The sequence below is a fragment of the Neptunomonas japonica JAMM 1380 genome, assembly GCF_016592555.1.
Lineage (GTDB): Bacteria > Pseudomonadota > Gammaproteobacteria > Pseudomonadales > Balneatricaceae > Neptunomonas > Neptunomonas japonica_A.
This window is the reverse complement of record NZ_AP014546.1, coordinates 2,689,722-2,709,063: the sequence shown is the minus strand read 5'-3', so window position 1 is coordinate 2,709,063 and position 19,342 is coordinate 2,689,722. Positions and strand designations below refer to the sequence as shown.

The window sequence follows — 19,342 nt, the reverse complement described above, 5'->3', positions numbered from 1 at the left end:
CGACAGATCAGTGATAGGGAGGGCTGCTCTTGTCTCTTAGATTAAAAACGATCATGGGTGTGGCCTTAATTGAGGCTGTTCTTCTATTGTTATTGGTATCGATGACACTAGATTATCTTCGTAGCACCAATTACGACGCTCTGATTAAACGCGCAGCAACAACGGCTACCTTGTTTGCAACAACCACTAAGGATGGGGTGCTTTCATACGATCTAGCATCACTTGACGCGTTTGTGAAAGACGTATTGGTTAATCCTGATCTGGTTTATGCCCGTGTTTTAGGTCCTGATAAACAATTATTTGCTGAAGGAGGAAAAGAAGAACACCTCAGATATGAGTTCTTGGCTGATACTTCTGTTGAGATGGTTTCTGATGGTGTTTTTGATACATTTGCTGTTATTCGAGAGGGAGGTGTGATTTATGGTCGTGTAGAGATAGGTCTTGATATCAGTAGTATCAATACGACTATTGCAGAAGCCCAGAACCGTAGTGCAATTATTGCTGTTGTTGAGATGGGGCTTGTTGCGTTGTTTTCTTTTCTGTTAGGTGGCTACCTTACCCGCCAGTTGAAAGTATTAAGTGTTGCTGCTCAGAAGATATCTAAGGGTAATTTCGATTTTAAATTGCCGGTCAAAGGGCGGGATGAGGTCTCAGATGTGGCAGTAGCCTTTAATTCAATGGCGTCAAATTTACGTGAGGCAAGTACACGTCGTGATCAGTTTGAGGGTGAGCTTAAAGAACTTAACCGCTCATTGGAAGATCGAGTTGAGTTGCGTACTCAGCAAATTAAGAGCAAGAACACTCAATTAACTCAAGCTAATCAAGAAATTCAAGAAGCACAAGCGAAATTACTACAGTCAGAGAAGATGGCATCCGTAGGCGTACTGGCTGCTGGGGTTGCTCATGAGATAAATAACCCCATCGGTTTTGTGATGAGTAATTTGCATACATTAGAAGCATATAGTCAGAACTACCGTAACTTGGTTAACGAGTATGCCGCTTTGGCGACACTAGTCAGTGCAGATGAAAAAGAAGCACAACTGCTAAAAATTAATCAGCTAATCGAACAATATGACCTTGAATTTATGAATGAGGACTTGGATGCCTTGTTACGGGATTCCATTGAGGGAACGGAGCGCGTTAAAGATATTGTTAAAGGCTTAAAAGATTTTTCTCATGTTGATAGCGTGACTCAGTTTGCTATGTGTGATTTAAATGAATGTATTCAATCCACACTTAAAGTTGTGAATAGCGAGTTGAAGTACCACTGTGACATTAGAACAGAACTCAATGAATTACCGCTAACCTATTGTTGTTCCGGTCAAATTAACCAAGTGCTGTTGAATTTAATGATCAATGCGAGTCACGCCATCGAAGAGCAAGGCATCATAAAAGTTAAGTCTCAACAGCAAGGGGAGTGGCTAGAAATAAGCGTGACGGATACGGGTAAAGGTATACCTGCTGACCAACTCGATAAGCTGTTTGACCCTTTCTATACTACTAAGCCTGTTGGCGAGGGCACCGGCTTAGGTTTGTCGATCTCCTATGGTATTGCTAAGGATCACCAAGGAGAGATTCGTGTTGCTAGTGCCCCAGGCAAAGGAAGCCGTTTTACTCTGTGTATCCCGATAACGAATGATCATGATTGAAACCCTTACCGAGTAGTGGTAAACCTGTACTTCCTAATGGTTGAGTAATAAGAAAGGCAGGCTTTTGTATGCGTGATTTACAGAAATTCTACATTGATGGTCAATGGCTTGAGCCGCAGGGCCAAGCAACGTTATCGGTTATTAACCCCGCGACAGAAGAAGCTATTGCGAATATTAGGCTAGGTAATCACGATGATGTAGATATCGCGGTCGCTGCTGCTCACAAAGCCTTTCCCGACTATAGCCAGACCAGCCGAGAAGAACGCATCGCGCTATTAGAGAATATTATCACTGTGTATAAAAAGCATAGTGATGCATTGGCTGAAGCGATTACCAGTGAAATGGGTGCTCCAGATCAATTAGCGCGCAAAGCGCAAGTGGCTGCTGGATTAGGGCACTTCTTTGTTGCTTTGAAAGTGCTTAAAGATTATCAATTCAGCGAAATGGTTGGCACTACCAATGTAGTCAAAGAGCCTATTGGTGTGTGTGCATTAATCACGCCGTGGAATTGGCCGTTAAACCAGATCGCTTGTAAAGTTGCACCTGCATTAGCAACAGGGTGCACAATGGTGTTAAAGCCGAGCGAAGTCGCCCCACTATCGGCTCATATTTTTGCAGATATTATGAATGAAGCAGGTGTGCCTGCGGGCGTTTTTAACCTAGTCGATGGTGATGGCGTCGGTGTGGGAACAGCTCTCACTCATCACGCTGATGTCGATATGGTCTCTTTTACGGGTTCAACACGAGCCGGTACCTTGGTATCAAAAGCAGCAGCCGAAACAGTTAAGCGAGTATCGTTAGAGCTAGGTGGCAAGTCAGCCAATATTATTCTTGATGATGCTGATTTAGATAAAGCCGTTAGCCGTGGTGTAAAAAGCGTTATGAGTAACAGCGGGCAGTCCTGTAATGCCTTAACACGTATGCTAGTTCCAGCGGATAAGCTGGATGAAACTATAGAGATTGCCCGCCGTACGGGGGCATCAATCATTGCTGGTGATCCAAACGATAGCGCAACAACAATAGGCCCTGTTGTAAGCGATATTCAATGGGGCAAGATTCAAGACTTGATTGGTAAAGGTGTTGCTGAGGGTGCGCAGCTAGTATGCGGTGGCGTAGGTAAGCCAGAAGGTTTAGAGCGTGGTTATTATGTAAAACCGACTATTTTTTCTCATGTAACCAATGATATGACGATTGCTCGTGAAGAGGTGTTTGGGCCAGTTTTGAGTATTATTGCTTATCAAGATGAGGATGAAGCTGTCGCTATCGCTAATGATTCACCATATGGTTTATCAGGTAGTGTTTGGTCTGCAGATGCAGCCAGAGCTCGCTCCGTTGCTGCTCGCTTACGAACAGGAATGGTGCATATTAATGGCGCAACGGCTGACTCTAAAGCGCCCTTTGGCGGTTATAAGCAGTCGGGTATTGGTCGTGAGTGGGGGGCTTATGGCTTAGAAGAGTTCCTCGAAACCAAAGCACTGTTTGGCTATGAGGCAGCCTCTAAATAAGGTTTTAAGTAAAGCCTGCCACAAGCATTGGCAGGCTTCTTTTCTTTTGAAAATCTATTACCATAGCGTTCTCTGATAAACGGACATCACCCCAGATGCTATCACCTCTTGATCGCTATCATAAGCAACTCGAACAGCAAGGTTATGTAGCTGACGTAGCGCAACAGCAAGCCATTGAACAGTTAGATCTTCTTTATAGACAGCTACAGCAGCCAGCATCCGCTTGGAAAGGAAAACTGTACTCTCCAAAAGCGCCTATTAAAGGGCTGTATCTTTGGGGGGATGTAGGCCGTGGTAAGACTTTTTTGATGGATATTTTTTATGAAAGCTTGCCTGATGAACGTAAATTACGTTTGCACTTTCACCGTTTTATGGCACGTATACATAAAGAGCTAAATGCCGAGTCAGGGCATGCTGATCCTTTAAAGTTAATCGCTAAGCGTTTAGCGAAAGAATGCAAAGTACTCTGCTTTGATGAATTTTTTGTCTCCGATATTGGAGATGCAATGATCCTTGGGCGGTTGTTTACAGCCCTTTTTGAAAACGGATTAACCTTAGTTACTACATCAAATATTCCTATCGAGCGTTTGTACTGGAATGGTTTGCAGCGGCAACGATTTGAGCCTGCCATTCAATTGTTGCTAAAGCATACTCAAGCGATTCACTTAAATGGAGAGGAAGATCATCGTCTTCGCCATTTACAGCACCAGCAGACCTATTTTTTGTCATCAGATGCTCAATTTAAAACCTTGTTCCAGCAATTAGCTCTGCCGCTAGCAAAACAAGTAGCTGCATCACCGATTACTCAAGAGCGTTGTCCGGAAGGTGCTCAATCTTCACAGCTACTATTAGTATGTAAGAGGCCGATAGATGTGATCGCGTTAAGCTCTCATGTTGTGTGGTTTAACTTTGATGCGCTCTGTAATGGCCCACGTTCACAGCTGGATTACATCGAGTTGGCGAGTCGTTTTAGTAGTATTTTGGTGAGTGATATTCCTCTTTTAGGAGGAGAGTGTCGTGGTTGGATTAAGGCGCGTGGTACTGAAGATGGAAGCTTTGAGACAACCGAAACCGGTGAGCGGAAGCTCTCTTATGCTCGCCAAGATGATCCCGCTAGACGTTTTATTAGCCTTGTAGATGAGCTTTATGATCGTCGAGTAAATCTGTATCTATCTGCAGATGTGCCGTTGGAATACCTCTATAGCGGTGGGTCACTTAGCTTTGAATTTAAGCGCACGCATAGCCGTTTGGTTGAAATGCAGTCCAGCGAATACATAGGTTCTGAGCATCAAAGCGTTTGAATAAATAAGGCTTATTGCCTGTAGCTCCTCTCTTTTTCAGCTTGATGACTATCAAGTACATCTCCTATTGCCATTGTTAGGCTAGCGTCTCTGAAACATGTTGGAGATGCTATCGTGGAGTTGGTTTGTCCTGCGGGAAGTTATCCTGCCTTAAAAGCGGCAGTCGATAATGGCGCCAGTGCTGTCTATTTCGGTTTTAAAGATGCGACTAATGCTCGCCATTTTGCGGGCCTTAATTTTGACCGCCGTAAGGCTGAGAAAGGTATCGATTATGCCCGCAGTCATGGTGTTAAAGTGCTGTGTGCGGTTAATACTTACCCGCAGCCTTCTGGTTGGAAAGCCTGGCAGGGCGCAGTTGATCTAGCCGCTGATATGGGCGTTGATGCCTTAATAGCCGCCGATATGGGGGTGCTAGGTTACGCTTCAGATACGCACTCGGCTCTTAATCTGCATCTCTCTGTTCAAGGTTCAGCGACTAATTATGAGGCACTGGCTTATTACCAACAGCAGTTTGGTATTAAGCGCGCTGTATTACCGCGAGTGCTGTCATTAGCTCAAGTTGAACATTTGGCTCAGCATAGCCCAGTAGAATTAGAAGTCTTTGCCTTTGGTAGCCTTTGCATCATGGTTGAGGGGCGATGTTACCTTTCTTCGTATCTTACTGATGAGTCCCCTAATACTTGCGGTGCGTGCTCACCGGCGAAAGCGGTGCGTTGGCAGGAGACTGCATCTGGTCTTGAATCTCGATTAAATGATGTGTTGATTGATCGATATAGAAAAGATGAAAAAGCGGGTTATCCCACGTTGTGCAAAGGTCGCTTCGAGGTAGAAGGGGCGATTTATCACGCGATGGAAGAGCCGACCAGTTTAAATACTTTGAATTTAATTCCTGAGTTAAAACGTATGGGTATTAAGGCGTTGAAGATTGAGGGACGTCAGAGAAGCCCTGCGTATGTTGCTAAGGTCGTGCGTATCTGGCGAGAAGCACTAGATACGGCAGCGCGTAACCCTGATCACTTTGATATTAACCCTGAGTGGAATAGCGGCTTGTTAGAACTCTCAGAAGGCTCAACAACGACCATCGGTGCTTATCACCGTAGCTGGCAGTAGCAGGAGATAGCATGATGAATCAGACTGATAAGCAAGAACAACAAAAAGAGAGCCAAAAAGTAGGTAAGGTAATGCAGCTTTCACTGGGGCCTAATTTGTATTTTTGGCCAAAACAAGATGTTTTTAATTTCTATGCTGAAATGGCTGAGCAACCAGTCGATACTATCTATCTAGGTGAAACGGTTTGCTCTAAGCGGCGTGAATTAAAACTGTCGAATTGGCTGGGGTTAGCGCAGGAGTTATCACAATGTGGCAAAAAAGTGGTGCTCTCTACATTGGCTTTATTAGAGGCAGAATCTGAGTTGAAAATGCTAAGGCGCATTTGTACAAATGGCGACCTAATGGTCGAAGCGAATGATATGGCCGCCGTGCAGTTGCTAAGCCAGCAAGATATTCCTTTTGTTACAGGCCCTTCTATTAATATTTACAATTTGCCGGTGTTGAAGCAACTCTATAGCAGTGGTATGCGCCGTTGGGTCATGCCGGTGGAGTTAGGGGCTCAAACACTTGAAGAATTATTACAACAAGCGAGTGATGATGGTGGTTTACCTGAACTTGAAACAGAGGTGTTTGCTTACGGTTGTTTGCCGCTGGCTTATGCAGCACGTTGCTTTACCGCGCGCTTTAAGAACCTTCCTAAAGATAACTGCAATTTTTGTTGTATAGAATATCCCGATGGTATCGTGATGAAGTCACAAGAGCAGGATAGCTTGTTTGTCATTAATGGCATTCAGACATTATCGGGCGAGCATTATAATCTTGAAAATGAATTGCAGCGGATGCGTGAAATAGGCGTTGATATCGTACGGCTAAGCCCGCAGCGCGAAGGCATGGCTGAAGTCGTGCAACGTTTTGCAAAGCATTTGCATGAACCTTCATCAACGAGTATTCCTCTGTTAAATCAGTCGCAATGTAATGGTTATTGGTATGGGGAACCTGGCATGAAGTGGGTAGATGAGGCTGCTTACTAGTACGCTTCAATGGATGTTATGTGGCTGTGTGTGAGCACACGGGAATAAGCTGAAACATTACATTCAGCTTATTCTATTAAGGTTACTTTATTGAGCGTTGCGCTAATTTAATACTACGTTGAAACAACGCGGGCATCTCACTCCAGTCCACGCTGTCCATTAAGTTTTTAATGGCTAAGCTAAGTTCGGTATTGCCTTCAATTACTAGCCTGCGTTGAAAAAACAAAGTATCAGGGTCAATTTCTTGAGAGGCCATCTGAATTAAGTCGACGGCATCTCCTCTGATCCATGCATCAGGCTGTTGAGCTTGCAGCACGATAAGTTTCTCGCTCTGGTAGGTGAAAGCAATCTGAATATTTAGATTTCGTACCTCTAAACCTAGCTCTTGTCCTTCTAGAAAATAGAACTCATCATCTTGAAGCTGCTCTTTGAAGAGATAGTTTAATAATTGTTCAGCCACTTTTTTTCTGATGGAAAAGGGGACTTTGGGTTCTGTAAATTGAATAAATTTGGAGAAGCTAGGGGTTGGCAATGATTTTAGCAACTGAGGTGGTGCCAAGTTAGGCAGGGGTAGCGAGGTCATGAGGGGCTCCTTAATCGAGGCTTGATAGTAGAGGAAAGCTCCCTTTTCCCCTTTGATATCTATCAAGTCGCTGTGTCTGCTTTTAATATGTTACACATTGGCCGGCGTATAATTTGTATAGTCGGTATAGCCCTCCTCATTGCCTCCAAATAATGTGCCGGTATCTGATATATCATCTAATGGCCAATTATTAGCAAAACGTTCTGGCAAGTCTGGGTTAGCAATAAACTTACGTCCAAAAGCAATGCCATCTGCTAACCCTTCTTCTATAAGCTTAGCGCCAGATTCTGCAGTGTAGTTTCCGGCTACGATGATTGTGCCATCGAATGCTGCTCGTAAATCGTGGCGAAACTGGTCAGGAACAACAGGCGCATCATCCCAGTCAGCTTCAGATAAGTGAATATAAGCGACACCGAGTTGCTTTAATTTTCGAGCAACAGCGAGAATAGCATCTGTCGTTTCTTCATCTTGCATCCCACGCTGAGTAATAAAAGGTGCTAAACGAATACCGACCTTATCAGCGCCAATCTCAGTGCAGATTGCTTCAACTACATCAATGGCAAAGCGGATGCGATTATCAATGCTACCGCCAAACTCATCATCTCGATGGTTGGAGCTACGTCTCAAAAATTGATCAATCAGATAGCCGTTACCGCCATGAATTTCTATGCCATCAAACCCCGCTAACATGGCATTTTTTGCTGCCTGCTGATAATCCTCAACAATCGATTTGATTTCTGCATGTCTAAGCTCTCTAGGTGTTGGGCAATCAAGCATTGTGCCTTCACTGTCTTCTCCAACAATCCAAACTTGTGCATCAGGAGCAATGGCGGAAGGAGCTACAGGGAGACCATCTTCATGAAACACCGCGTGCGACATTCTTCCAACATGCCAAAGCTGTGAGAAAATTTTACCTTGAGCGGCATGGACCTTACGGGTGACTTTTTTCCAGCCTGAAATCTGCTCTTTTGTGTAAATCCCTGGAGTAAATGAGTATCCCTTTCCTTGTGCTGATATTTGTGTGGCTTCACTAATAATTAAACCTGCACCGGCACGTTGAGCGTAGTAATCAGCCATTAGCTCTGTTGGAATATCACCGGGCTGAGCGGTACGTGAACGTGTCATCGGGGCCATTAGTACTCGGTTCGTTATACCAGTAGAGCCTATTTGGTGTGGTGTAAATAAAGCGCTAGTTTTCATATGATCTCCTAATGAGGTGCTAGGTGCTAGGTGCTAGGTGCTAGGTGCTAGTTAGAGGTATTAGTTAACGGTGCGTGTGAGAGCTAACTTGTCTTGGTTGAAAAGAATCTCAAGGAGCAACCCTTCTGGTCCCGTTACAAAAAACTGGTGCTCACTAGAAACGGGAACGCTGCGCTCAAAGTAAGCGGTAGTGCTGCCTTTTAGACGTGAAATTAAAGAGGTGTAATCGTCTCCCTGAAAAGCAATGTGGTCGACAATTCCTTGTTGTGATGTAGCGCTGCGTTTTCCTAAGTATTGTTCTTGCGCTTTATGTGCCGAGCTATCAAGCACTTCATTGCTGAGGGCCAAGTGAATTAATGGCTGGTTACCGCTATATAGCCAGGCCCCGGGGAACGAAAATGCAGGGCGAGTGCCTTCTTCAAGTTTTAGTATTTCAGTGAAAAACTGAATCATGCGATCAAGGTCTTGAGTGCGTAGTAATATATGGTCATGCCTCATTACAGGCCTCTTCTTTGTTGTTTATTAAGGTCTAGGTGAACTATAAATGTTGGTATTTATTTTGATAATTGGTTAATTTCTTAAAACATTATTTAGAAAAAATGAATAATATGACTAAAGCTGATGATATGGCGCTTTTTGTTAGGGTCGTTAAAGAAGGCGGGCTAGCGGTTGCGGGCAGACAATTAGGGATATCTGCAGCGAGCATGACGGCACGTATTAAAGGCTTGGAAGAGCGCTATGGAACCCGGCTGCTTCACCGTACCACACGAAGTATTACGCTTACCTCTGCAGGGCAGCATTTTTATGAAGCGAGTCTGCGTGTTCTTGCCGAAATGGAAACACTTGAGATACGCCTGCAACAAGGGAAAACTAGCTTCTGCGGAGTGTTAAGAGTGACTGCTCCGTCTGACTTTGGTCGCCAATATGTGGCCCCGGCTCTGGCAGAATTTGTTGAAGAGCATAAGGAAGTGCAACCTTATTTAAATTTAGCAGACGGTATTGTTAATTTAGTCAACCAAGGCTTCGATTTGGGTGTTCGCTTTGGTAATTTACCGGACAGTAATCTGGTTGTGCGACAGCTAATTGAAAACCATCGAGTACTGTGTGCTGCGCCTAAGTACTTGCGCCGTAATGGCACGCCGAAAACGCCTGAAGAGTTAAAGCAACATCGTTGTTTAGTGATGGAGCGTTTAGGTGAACCGTTAAATGAATGGCGCTTTACTCAGCCAGAAGGAAGTCACTTGATAAAAGTACACCCGGCGCAGATGAGTAATGATGGAGGGGTTATCCGTGAGTGGGCTCTTGCGGGTGCAGGTATTGCTTTAAAGTCCTGGTGGGATATAAAAAACGATATTGAGCGTGGTGCGTTAGTCACTCTGTTAGACAGTTGTGTTAAAGGCTTTCAGGTGACTGATCAGGATGAAGTCGGCTTGCAAATGGTTTACCCAAGTCGGCAATATACTCCTTTGCAAGTCACTGCTTTTATTGAGTTTTTTAAAACTTACATGGCCGCGTTGAAGTAAGGGCAATGCGCTGTGAAAATGATCAGTAGACAAGTGCTGATAAGAACCTTTCAGCTAAATTATCTACTCAAATGAGATGAGTACATGGTTGATTGTGTTATCACATTACTGTCTAGTTGCTAGTGTCTGCGAAAACAAACATTTGTACTTCTGCCGCCAATCTTCTACACAAACAACGGAACTCATTCTTAACGTGCTTAAAAGGAGTACAGCTATGAATCCGCTGTTTATAAAGGGCGCACATTTTTTTGAAGACATTCAACCAGAAAATAAATCAGAGTTGCATTTGGTTGTTGTAACTCATTTGCTCGATAACCCTCAAATATACTTGGATTGTTTGCAGCGTATGGGGGCTTTGGCAATGATACTCCCCAAGCCGAAGAGTATTTGCCGAGCAACATTAGAGCAGGTTGAAAAGCGTTTCCAGGTTGTTATTAAAAGCCGTCAGCAAATAGCATCTGTCGAAGTGATGGCAGCTATCCTTAATGATTTTGTGCCAAGTGATGAGTTAGTGTTGGTTGATATCGGAGGATATTTTGCCACTTCTTTACCGGAGTTAATTCCGCGCCTTAAATCCCGTCTTAAAGGGGTAGTGGAAGTAACAGAGAATGGCCATCAACGTTATGCCGCGCTACCTGAGCTTCCTGTTCCTGTTGTTTCATTAGCAAGAAGCCCTTTAAAAGGCCCAGAAGATTACTTAACGGGCCAGTCGATTGTGTATTCCGCTGAAGCACTAATGCGTGAGTGTCATCACATTATGAATGGTGGGACTGCGGTGGTGTTCGGTTACGGAAAAATTGGGCGCTCTATAGCTAAGGCGCTACATGCTAAAAACATTAATACCAAGGTAGTTGAAATAGATCCGGTTCGGGCAATTGAGGCACGTTCTCGAGGGTTTGATCTGATTAACAAAGAAGAAGCACTGCAAACAAGTGATGTTATTTTTTGCGCAACGGGAAATCAGTCGCTCAATAATCATGACTTCAATCGAGTAAAGAATGGTGCTTTTATCTTTTCAGTCACCTCTTCAGATGACGAATTAGACTTGGTGCAAGCCAGTAGCAATTTTTCAGTAAGCCGGATTACTGATCATGTTTCACGTTATGAGCGGTTGGGGCAATATTTCCATTTGGCTAACAGAGGAGATGCGATTAACTTTATTCATAATGCAGAGGTAGGTCCCTACATATATTTAGTGCAAGGAGAGGTGATAGCGGCAATTAATTATCTGTGTGAAAACTCAGTAGAGAATAAAATTGTGCAATTACCTACAAGTTTGCGTAAAGATTTGGCGCGAAGATGGCTAAGCCATTTTGGTTAATAAAGAGTCTTTAGACTCACCAGAAATGATTGGATAGAAACATATCCAATTGTTTCTTTTTAAAGTAAATATCTGACTGCGATACTCGGGTATGGATGTATATTTAGACTAGATAAAATACTTGTTGGATATAAGTTGACAGCGCGGTAGAGGGGTATATAATGATTGCAGCTTGAAAGTACGTCCTATATTTATGCATGCCAATTCGATGTTAGATTTTTAAATTTACGTCCTGTTTTCATAAGTAATAGCAACACTTCCAGCAAAACCCGCCTTAATTTTTAAGGCTTTAATTACTCTTGATTTAATAGGATATTAATATGTCTACTACTACTGGTACAGTAAAATGGTTCAACGAATCTAAAGGTTTTGGCTTTATCGAGCAAGAATCTGGTCCAGACGTTTTCGCTCACTTCAGCGCTATCAACAGCTCTGGTTTCAAAACTTTGGCTGAAGGCCAGAAAGTTGAGTTCACAGTTACTCAGGGTCAGAAAGGTCCTCAGGCTGAAAACATCGTACCTCTATAAATAGAGCTGCGTTGATTTACTCTATTATTGAGTAAATCACTCCTTAATTCCTCTTGAAGGAATTACAAAAAGGGTGAAATCTAACGATTTCGCCCTTTTTTAATATCTGAATTTTGAATGTCTGATCGATCTACGTTTTAGATGTTGCAGAAAGTCTGGAATGGTTTTTGCTGTAACACGATATGTGGCATAATAGACTCTCTTTTTCATCTGCGTTTCGAGCCCTTCGTGCATGCGTCGAGGTCGGTCTTTTTATCTTTTTTGAACTCGGAATAGAACATTGCTTACAACCGCTAACATCACCATACAATTTGGCGCTAAGCCTCTTTTTGAAGATATCTCTGTAAAGTTTGGCGAAGGTAACCGTTACGGTTTAATTGGTGCCAATGGTTGTGGTAAGTCCACCTTTATGAAAATTCTGGGTAACGACTTAGAGCCTTCATCAGGAACAGTTTCAAAAGAGCCGAGTGAGCGTATCGGTAAACTTTCTCAAGACCAGTTCGCTTATGAAGAATACAGCGTTATTGACACTGTCATCATGGGGCACCAAGAACTGTGGAAGATTAAGTCTGAGCGTGATGCTATTTATGCAAACCCAGACATGAGCGAAGAAGACGGTATGCGCGCGGGTGAGCTTGAGTCTGAGTTCGCTGAGATGGATGGTTACACGGCAGAGTCTCGTGCAGGTGAGTTACTGTTAGGTGTCGATATTCCTATTGAGCAGCATTATGGTCTAATGAGTGAAGTTGCTCCGGGTTGGAAGTTGCGAGTGTTGTTGGCTCAAGTGCTGTTTTCTGAGCCGGATATTATGCTACTCGATGAGCCAACCAACAACTTGGATATTAACACTATCCGCTGGTTGGAAGAGGTATTGAATGAGCGTAACTGCACCATGATTATTATTTCTCATGATCGTCACTTTTTGAATAGTGTGTGTACTCACATGGCGGACTTGGATTATGGAACACTGCGCTTATACCCAGGTTCTTACGATGAATATATGACAGCAGCCACTCAAGCAAGAGATCGCTTGTTGTCTGATAACGCTAAGAAAAAGGCTCAAATTTCTGACCTTAAGTCATTTGTTAGTCGTTTCTCTGCTAACGCATCTAAATCCAAACAAGCGACTTCTCGTGCTAAGCAAATTGATAAAATTCAACTTGAAGAAGTTAAGCCCTCAAGTCGCCAAAACCCGTTTATTCGTTTTGAGCAGGATAAGAAATTACACCGTTTGGCCGTAGAAGTAGAAGGCTTATCAAAAAGTTTTGATAGTGAGCTGTTTAAAGATCTTGATTTGATGATTGAGGTAGGTGAGCGAATTGCCATCATTGGGCCAAACGGTATCGGTAAAACCTCCCTTTTAAGATGCCTTGTGGGTGACTTGGAGCCTACGGCAGGTGAAATTAAGTGGTCTGAAAATGCTGATCTTGGTTACTATGCTCAAGATCATTCATCCGATTTTAAAGACGAGAAATCTTTAATTGATTGGATGGGTGATTGGAGTCAAGAAGGTGATGATGAGCAAGTTATCCGTGGCACATTAGGCCGTTTGTTGTTCTCGCAAAAAGAGATTAACAAGTCTGTAAAGGTTATCTCAGGTGGTGAGCAGGGGCGTATGCTTTTCGGTAAGCTTATGTTGACGCGTCCTAATATTATGCTGATGGATGAACCTACGAACCATTTGGATATGGAATCAATTGAGTCATTAAACTTGGCGCTTGAAAACTATCCTGGAACATTAGTGTTTGTGAGTCATGACCGTGAGTTTGTTTCTTCATTGGCAACGCGTATTCTGGAATTAACGCCGACAGGTATTGTTGATTTTCGCGGTACATATGATGATTACTTGCGTAGCCAAGAAGTGTAAATATTGATTGCTACTATCATCACAGTCCTAATGTTTATGCATTGATAAAAAACCCGCTAGTAGCGGGTTTTTTATGATTAGAACATCAGTTCATCGCAGGAATGCGGAGAGAAGTCGGACTTGGAAGGGAAGTAGTCTTCTAGAATGTAAGATATTTTGTCAAAGGTGTCTTCTAAATCCAAAAAAGCATCTACAACATTAGGGTCGAAGAAGCTGCCGCGACCTTTTTGAATAATGGAGCTTGCTGTGTAGTGTTCAAGTGCCTTTTTATAGGGGCGTTTGGAAATAATGGCATCGTACACATCCGCAACGGCCATTAAGCGAGCGACAATAGGAATTTCGTTGTTTTTTAAGCCTTGAGGGTAGCCGCTTCCATCCCATTTTTCGTGATGGCTTAGTGTTACTTGCTGTGCAATTTTAATAAAACTGGCCGCTTTGCCTTTTAGTTCTCTGGCAAGTAAGTGCTCTGCTGTGCGAATAGCATTATAACCATGGACAGGGTGTCTTTTCATGATTTCATATTCATCAGAGTCTAGTTTTCCCGGCTTTTGTAAAATGGCATCCGGAATACCTACTTTTCCTATATCGTGCAGCGATGCTGTTTTATAAAAAACCTCTATGGTTTCATCATTATCGAGTTCGTGAGCATAATCTGGGTGATAACGTAAATGTTCGGCTAAAGCTTTAACGTAATGTTGTGTGCGAAGAATGTGATTTCCGGTGGAGTGATCGCGAACCCTGGCGACAGCGGCAAGACATAAAATAGCAGCATCTTGTGCTGCGAGTAGGTCGTTTTCGTGGGTATCAGGCACCGTAACTTTTGTATCGAAGGAGCGAACCATTTCGGCTAAGTTAATGTGCGTTTTTAACTTGGATAGAGTTGTTGATGGCTGCAGTGGAGCCTTTAAGAAATCTGAAAACCCAGTAGCTTGAGTAATTAATCTAATATTATCAATACTATCTGTTGAGAGAAGAATACTAGGTATTTTTAAGTGATTGCAATTACATTGTTTAATCAGCTCACGACTGCTTTCAAGTAAAGATGAATCTACAATCAGCATTGCAGTATCAGTCGTTAAATCAGCAGGGTTAAAGTACTCGTGAATACAGACATTGTAGTCGCATAGGATATCCTGAATCGTCTGATTGCCGACTGCGTTCTGGCTGATGATAAGGATGTTTTTCACGTAAATTCCTTGTGTAGCTAGCGGACATCCGCTTCCGTGATCTAAAACTGAATACTACCTGAATTCTATGTGTCTCACACGTTTATTTGGTCTGGGTTGTCTTAAAGTCTTGTGTATAGACGGCTCCATCATGTGTGCAATGTGCGGTATAATTTAAAATTAAGTCGAATCAATGAGCAGGTAAGGTATGACAACGTTAACGATACAAACTCCGGACGACTGGCACTTACATCTTCGTGATGGTGATATGCTGGTTGAAACAGTAGCAGCAACTGCTCGTTGTTTTCATCGGGCGATTGTAATGCCTAATTTGGTTCCGCCAGTTATTAATGCTGAGGCGCTACTGGGCTATCAGCAACGTATTTTGGCAGCGCGTCCTGAAGGAAGTCATTTTGAACCATTAATGACTCTTTTCCTTACTAACCAAACATCTGCTGAAGACATTACCGCGGCGAAAGCTGCTGGTGCTGTGGCAGCTAAAATGTATCCTGCAGGGGCTACGACGAACTCTGCTGCAGCGGTTAGTCAGCTAGAAGCTCTGTACCCCGTATTTGAAGTGATGCAAGAACAAGGCATGTTGCTTTTAGTGCATGGTGAAGTAACGGATCACCATATTGATATTTTTGATCGTGAAAAAGAATTTATTGATCAAAAGATGGTGCATATTGTTAAGCGTTTTCCTAATTTAAAAGTGGTTTTTGAGCATATCACTACTTCTGATGCTGCTCAGTTTGTTTTAGATGCATCAGATAATGTTGCTGCCACGATTACCCCTCAGCATTTGCTATTAAACCGTAATGATTTATTGGTGGGTGGTGTTCGACCGCATAACTTTTGTTTGCCTGTACTAAAGCGTAATACACACCAACAAGCATTACGTAATGTTGTAAAAACAGGCTCGCCTAAATTCTTTCTAGGGACAGACTCAGCACCACATGCAAAAGAGGCCAAAGAAAATGCATGTGGTTGTGCTGGTTGCTACAGTGCTTGGAGTGCAATTGAGTTATATGCTCATGTATTTGAAGAGCTAGATGCATTAGATAAGTTAGAAGGTTTTGCGAGCCATTTTGGCGCGGACTTTTATGGATTGCAGCGTAACAGCGGTACATTAACGCTAGTGCGTGAAGATTGGACTATTCCTTCTGAAATTATTTTGCCTGACGGTAAACCAATTGTACCGTTTTTCGCAGGTGAAACGGTGCACTGGAAAGTGCAAGGCTCTATATAAAGAGTTACGGTTATTAGGCGCCTAAGAACATTGCGTTTTTAGGTGCTTTTGTAGAGCTAAGAAAGCACAATACGCCTATCTGCCATCCGTTCTACATCTTCGTCTTGATGTGTAACCAGCAAGACCGTTTTTCCACTAGATTTCGCTTGTTCTTTGCACCACAGGGCTGATTTTTCGCGCGTCATAGGATCGAGCTCTGCGAAGGGTTCATCAAGCAAAACAATGGGCTCAGGTCGTAATAGTGTTCTGATTAGCGCAATACGCTGGCGTTGCCCTCCGGAAAGAGCCGCAGGTTTTTTATCAAGGTGTTGTGATACTTCTAAAAAGTGTGTGGCATTTTTTATCGCAGCTAAGGGCGCTTCATCTTTAAAGCCAAGACAAAGGTTATGCATAACACTGATATGCTCAAAGAGGTTGTGATCTTGAAATAAAATACTGACCGGACGCTTTTCAACTGGCAAGTGGTTTAGTGTTGTTCTATTCCATTCAATACTGCCACTATCAGGTGTTTGGTACCCACCAATTAGATTGAGTAGGGTGGTTTTCCCAACGCCGCTTACACCTTGTATAGCGACTATTTCACCTGTCTCAATCTGCATATTATAACGCAGTGGCCAGCCGTCTAATTCAAGGAGAAGATTTTGTATGCTAAGCATGAGTTTCGCCTTTATGCGCTTGGCTGTATTCTAGGGGTTGTTTGCGAAGAGCGCTGCGCGAAGATAGTTTTTCCAGAAAAAAGAGGAAAAGAGCACAAAGCATCAGTAAAAGAAACGATGCGGCACTTGCTTCGGCGATGCGGTAGCTACTTGCATAACCGTAAATTAGCCAGGGTAAGGTGGTCCAATCAGGGCTGCCAAAAATTGAAAAAATAGCCACATCACCCATCGCTAGAACAAGGACTAAACCCGTCGTTGCTAGGTAGATCTCTTTGATAAAAGGCCATTCAATTTTCCAGCGGGTTTGCTGTGTTAGCTTGAGCGAGTGAGCTAAGCGATCATATTGTTGATCAAACTGTAGTAATCGAGGTTTGAGCTTTTGAACGGCAAAAGGGATAACTAGAGCGGTGTTTAGTAGCACAACAAAGATAATGCCCCAACGGTCGAGATCAATAAGCGGTAGTAGATAAACAAATAGGCCCACCGATAGCACCATAGCGGGTGCAACCAGCGTGTGTGTTGCTAAGCTTTCATATAACCAAACGCGCTTGTTTTGAGCTTTTAATGCGGCTTCACGTACCGGGCGAAGCAGTGCAAAAGCCAATATCATCGCTAAGCATGTTGCGATAGCGGCTAAGCCAATACTGACAAGTGCTGAATAGCCTATGGCCTTAAAGTCTTTGTTGGACAGATCGCTGTCAAATAAACCGGGTAGCAGCGATAAATAAGGCAAAAGTAGTATCAGCCATGCAGTGCTATAAAGTGATGTAAACCAAAAACGTGCACTAGAACTCTGGTTGGGTCGCCAGTTGTATTGGCTAGATTCTATGCTTTGCCAGGAGACGCCGCCGGATCGTGTAATGAGCCAATAAAGCCCTCCGGCTACAATAAGTTGTGTCCAGGCTAGCGTAAGTGCTTCAGGGATATTGAAATCATATTTAAGTGCCTGATAAATGGCGACTTCTAAGGTTGTCGATTGAGGGCCGCCACCTAATGCAAGAACAACAGCAAAACTGTTAAAGCAAAGTACAAAGATAAAGCAGAGTAATAAAACACTACTGCTTCTTAGTACCGGCCATTCAACAACCCTAAAACATTGCCGTTTACTCAGTTTTAGTTGAGAGGCAAGTTTCCAGCTATTGTCAGGGATTGTCTGTAGTTGTAGGTAGATAATTCTAACGGCGAGCGGCATGTTCATGAAAATATGAGCAATTAAAATGCCTGATAACCCGTAAAGGTTCCATGTGTTCTCGCTAAAGCTACTCAATGCCGTATTAATTGATTGAGTAAGAAAGCCTGAACGACCTAACAATGCAACTAGTCCAGTAATAACAATGAGCGTTGGCGTAACGAAGCAGAGTAAACAAAACGTTAGGAATAGTTTTTTAAAACGCAGCGCTGGCAAAAAATATAAAGCCCGCGCAATTGGTATGGCTATCCCCACAGAGAGTAGGGCGCTCAGTAACGCCTGCTTTAATGTAAAACCAAGAATCGTATAAAAATAACTATCTTGCAGAAGGGAGGTATCAAGCCCTTCGTCACCAAAATTGATGAGTCCATAAAAAGACAGAATAGTCAGTGCGAAAATAGCCGCATAAGCCAACCAATATAAACGCATCAGTTAGCAGTAGAGCGCCATTCACGAATCCAAGATTTACGCTGTGTTGCTATCTGCTGTGGCGTAAAACCGATGCGTTTGGGTTGAATTAGCTCATCAAAAATCTCGGGCAATTCAATTTGATCGACAACCGGAAGCATCCAGTTAGCCGTGGGGATTATGGATTGTGCTTGAGGTGAAATGAGAAAGTTAAGGAACTGCTTGGCGAGCTCAGGATTTTTTGCATACCTTGATATCGCGGCCACTTCAATTTGTGCAACATGCCCTTCGGAAAAAGCGGCGGCCTTGTACTGTATTTTTTCTTCAGTAACGACATGGTAGGCGGGAGACGTGTTGTAACTTAGAACATAGTCGGCATCACCTTCAAGAAACATGCTGTAGGCTTCCCACCAACCTTTGGTGACAGTCACCGTATGTGACGCGAGTTGTTTCCAAGCGTTGGCTGAGTCGTCACCATAAACAGCTTTGACCCAAAGCATGAGTCCTTGCCCTGGCGTGCTGGTGCGTGGGTCTTGATAAATCACTGATGCGTCTGAATCGATTAATGCCTTTAATGAAGTAGCCGGCTGTTCGACTTTATTTGTATTATAAACGAAAGAGAAAAAACCATAATCATAGGGAATAAAGTCCTGATCCTGCCATTGCAGCTCGGATTTTAATCCATTAAGTGCTATGCCATGTGGCTGGACAAGCGATTCACGGCGGGTAACTTCTGTGAGTGAATCATCCAAGCCAAGTAGAACATCTGCCTTGGTTTTATCTTTCTCGATTCGCAAACGGTTTAAAATACTAACGCCATCATCGACTGCAATAAATGCTAGATCACACTGGCAAGACTCTTCAAATGCTGCTTCCAGTTGTGGGCCTGGACCCCACTCAGAAACAAAAGAGTCATAGGTGTATATGGTCAGATCCGCAGCATGTACTGATGTTGCCAGCCCACAGGCAGCGAGTATCGAAAATAGTTTTTTCATTTTTTCCTTTATTCCCTACGCCAGTATTAACTGGATCAGGTTCGACGGGTACACTCTCAGTCAGGCTGCTAGGCCAACGCCCCGATAACAGGCGCTAATATAGCATATCTATAACCTCTCGC

Annotated in this window: 17 protein-coding genes and 1 riboswitch; of the genes, 10 read left to right on the top strand and 7 right to left on the bottom strand. The window is 43.3% G+C overall.

The features are described 5' to 3' along the window. The first annotated feature begins 29 nt into the window (after window positions 1–29). The 5 genes from NEJAP_RS12670 (at window position 30) to NEJAP_RS12650 (ending at window position 6,536) form a co-directional block, all read left to right on the top strand. A complete protein-coding gene (locus NEJAP_RS12670; RefSeq protein ID WP_201347589.1) occupies window positions 30–1,649 on the top strand; it encodes an ATP-binding protein in 1,620 nt (539 codons plus the stop codon). A gap of 68 nt (window positions 1,650–1,717) precedes the next feature. Further along, window positions 1,718–3,154: an aldehyde dehydrogenase family protein gene (locus NEJAP_RS12665; protein ID WP_201347588.1), complete on the top strand. Its 1,437-nt coding sequence runs from the start codon at window positions 1,718–1,720 to the stop codon at window positions 3,152–3,154. Between the two features lie 95 nt (window positions 3,155–3,249). Beyond that, complete coding sequence (gene zapE / locus NEJAP_RS12660; RefSeq protein ID WP_201347587.1) at window positions 3,250–4,455, top strand: cell division protein ZapE; 1,206 nt, start codon at window positions 3,250–3,252, stop codon at window positions 4,453–4,455. A gap of 114 nt (window positions 4,456–4,569) precedes the next feature. Further along, window positions 4,570–5,565 carry a ubiquinone anaerobic biosynthesis protein UbiU gene (gene ubiU / locus NEJAP_RS12655; RefSeq protein ID WP_201347586.1) on the top strand — a complete coding sequence of 332 codons (996 nt, stop codon included), beginning with the start codon at window positions 4,570–4,572 and terminating at the stop codon, window positions 5,563–5,565. 11 nt (window positions 5,566–5,576) lie between these two features. Beyond that, window positions 5,577–6,536 (top strand): U32 family peptidase, encoded by a 960-nt coding sequence (locus NEJAP_RS12650; RefSeq protein WP_201347585.1) that lies wholly within the window; start codon window positions 5,577–5,579, stop codon window positions 6,534–6,536. A gap of 82 nt (window positions 6,537–6,618) precedes the next feature. On the opposite strand, the gene ubiT is transcribed toward NEJAP_RS12650, so the two are convergent. The 3 genes from ubiT to NEJAP_RS12635 form a co-directional block, all read right to left on the bottom strand. Then, window positions 6,619–7,119: a ubiquinone anaerobic biosynthesis accessory factor UbiT gene (gene ubiT, locus NEJAP_RS12645; RefSeq protein WP_201347584.1), complete on the bottom strand. Its 501-nt coding sequence runs from the start codon at window positions 7,117–7,119 to the stop codon at window positions 6,619–6,621. 90 nt (window positions 7,120–7,209) lie between these two features. Next, on the bottom strand, window positions 7,210–8,319 hold the full coding sequence (locus tag NEJAP_RS12640; protein ID WP_201347583.1) for an alkene reductase: 1,110 nt from the start codon (window positions 8,317–8,319) through the stop codon (window positions 7,210–7,212). Window positions 8,320–8,379: 60 nt separating this feature from the next. After that, window positions 8,380–8,817 (bottom strand): VOC family protein, encoded by a 438-nt coding sequence (locus tag NEJAP_RS12635; protein WP_201347582.1) that lies wholly within the window; start codon window positions 8,815–8,817, stop codon window positions 8,380–8,382. 110 nt (window positions 8,818–8,927) lie between these two features. Between NEJAP_RS12635 and NEJAP_RS12630 the strand changes: the two genes are divergently transcribed. The 4 genes from NEJAP_RS12630 to NEJAP_RS12615 all read left to right on the top strand — a co-directional run bounded on the left by NEJAP_RS12630 (window position 8,928) and on the right by NEJAP_RS12615 (window position 13,557). Further along, the gene (locus NEJAP_RS12630; protein WP_201347581.1) at window positions 8,928–9,842 is read left to right on the top strand and encodes a LysR family transcriptional regulator; all 915 of its coding nucleotides are present in this window, start codon (window positions 8,928–8,930) and stop codon (window positions 9,840–9,842) included. A gap of 214 nt (window positions 9,843–10,056) precedes the next feature. Next, on the top strand, window positions 10,057–11,163 hold the full coding sequence (locus NEJAP_RS12625) for an adenosylhomocysteinase (protein WP_201347580.1): 1,107 nt from the start codon (window positions 10,057–10,059) through the stop codon (window positions 11,161–11,163). Between the two features lie 320 nt (window positions 11,164–11,483). Then, a complete protein-coding gene (locus NEJAP_RS12620) occupies window positions 11,484–11,690 on the top strand; it encodes a cold-shock protein (protein WP_028469444.1) in 207 nt (68 codons plus the stop codon). A 280-nt stretch (window positions 11,691–11,970) separates the two neighbouring features. After that, complete coding sequence (locus tag NEJAP_RS12615) at window positions 11,971–13,557, top strand: ABC-F family ATPase (protein ID WP_201347579.1); 1,587 nt, start codon at window positions 11,971–11,973, stop codon at window positions 13,555–13,557. A 77-nt stretch (window positions 13,558–13,634) separates the two neighbouring features. Here NEJAP_RS12615 and NEJAP_RS12610 read toward each other — a convergent pair whose 3' ends face one another. Beyond that, window positions 13,635–14,744, bottom strand: coding sequence for an HD-GYP domain-containing protein (locus NEJAP_RS12610; protein ID WP_201347578.1), 1,110 nt, complete (start codon window positions 14,742–14,744; stop codon window positions 13,635–13,637). Between the two features lie 187 nt (window positions 14,745–14,931). Here NEJAP_RS12610 and pyrC point away from each other — a divergent pair, with 187 nt between their 5' ends. Continuing rightward, the gene (gene pyrC / locus NEJAP_RS12605) at window positions 14,932–15,972 is read left to right on the top strand and encodes a dihydroorotase (protein WP_201347577.1); all 1,041 of its coding nucleotides are present in this window, start codon (window positions 14,932–14,934) and stop codon (window positions 15,970–15,972) included. Between the two features lie 56 nt (window positions 15,973–16,028). On the opposite strand, the gene NEJAP_RS12600 is transcribed toward pyrC, so the two are convergent. From NEJAP_RS12600 to thiB, 3 genes are all read right to left on the bottom strand, one after another. Next, entirely contained in the window at window positions 16,029–16,628 is a 600-nt protein-coding gene (locus tag NEJAP_RS12600; protein WP_201347576.1) for an ATP-binding cassette domain-containing protein, read from the bottom strand. Beyond that, window positions 16,621–18,246 (bottom strand): ABC transporter permease subunit, encoded by a 1,626-nt coding sequence (locus NEJAP_RS12595; RefSeq protein WP_201347575.1) that lies wholly within the window; start codon window positions 18,244–18,246, stop codon window positions 16,621–16,623. Before NEJAP_RS12595 ends, NEJAP_RS12600 begins: the two co-directional genes overlap by 8 nt. After that, the gene (thiB, locus tag NEJAP_RS12590) at window positions 18,246–19,220 is read right to left on the bottom strand and encodes a thiamine ABC transporter substrate binding subunit (protein ID WP_201347574.1); all 975 of its coding nucleotides are present in this window, start codon (window positions 19,218–19,220) and stop codon (window positions 18,246–18,248) included. The genes NEJAP_RS12595 and thiB overlap by 1 nt, the downstream gene beginning before the upstream one ends. Beyond that, a riboswitch (TPP riboswitch) is annotated at window positions 19,216–19,314 on the bottom strand. It overlaps the preceding gene by 5 nt. Window positions 19,315–19,342 lie beyond the last annotated feature (28 nt).

Excerpts from the sequence above, each read along its gene's own strand:
- NEJAP_RS12640 (WP_201347583.1), bottom strand. The coding sequence starts at position 8,319 with ATGAAAACTAGCGCTTTATTTACACCACACCAAATAGGCTCTACTGGT.
- NEJAP_RS12650 (WP_201347585.1), top strand. The coding sequence starts at position 5,577 with ATGATGAATCAGACTGATAAGCAAGAACAACAAAAAGAGAGCCAAAAA.
- NEJAP_RS12620 (WP_028469444.1), top strand. The coding sequence starts at position 11,484 with ATGTCTACTACTACTGGTACAGTAAAATGGTTCAACGAATCTAAAGGT.
- NEJAP_RS12665 (WP_201347588.1), top strand. The coding sequence starts at position 1,718 with ATGCGTGATTTACAGAAATTCTACATTGATGGTCAATGGCTTGAGCCG.
- NEJAP_RS12595 (WP_201347575.1), bottom strand. The coding sequence starts at position 18,246 with ATGCGTTTATATTGGTTGGCTTATGCGGCTATTTTCGCACTGACTATT.
- NEJAP_RS12600 (WP_201347576.1), bottom strand. The coding sequence starts at position 16,628 with ATGCTTAGCATACAAAATCTTCTCCTTGAATTAGACGGCTGGCCACTG.
- ubiT (WP_201347584.1), bottom strand. The coding sequence starts at position 7,119 with ATGACCTCGCTACCCCTGCCTAACTTGGCACCACCTCAGTTGCTAAAA.
- thiB (WP_201347574.1), bottom strand. The coding sequence starts at position 19,220 with ATGAAAAAACTATTTTCGATACTCGCTGCCTGTGGGCTGGCAACATCA.
- zapE (WP_201347587.1), top strand. The coding sequence starts at position 3,250 with ATGCTATCACCTCTTGATCGCTATCATAAGCAACTCGAACAGCAAGGT.
- NEJAP_RS12625 (WP_201347580.1), top strand. The coding sequence starts at position 10,057 with ATGAATCCGCTGTTTATAAAGGGCGCACATTTTTTTGAAGACATTCAA.
- NEJAP_RS12630 (WP_201347581.1), top strand. The coding sequence starts at position 8,928 with ATGACTAAAGCTGATGATATGGCGCTTTTTGTTAGGGTCGTTAAAGAA.
- pyrC (WP_201347577.1), top strand. The coding sequence starts at position 14,932 with ATGACAACGTTAACGATACAAACTCCGGACGACTGGCACTTACATCTT.
- NEJAP_RS12635 (WP_201347582.1), bottom strand. The coding sequence starts at position 8,817 with ATGAGGCATGACCATATATTACTACGCACTCAAGACCTTGATCGCATG.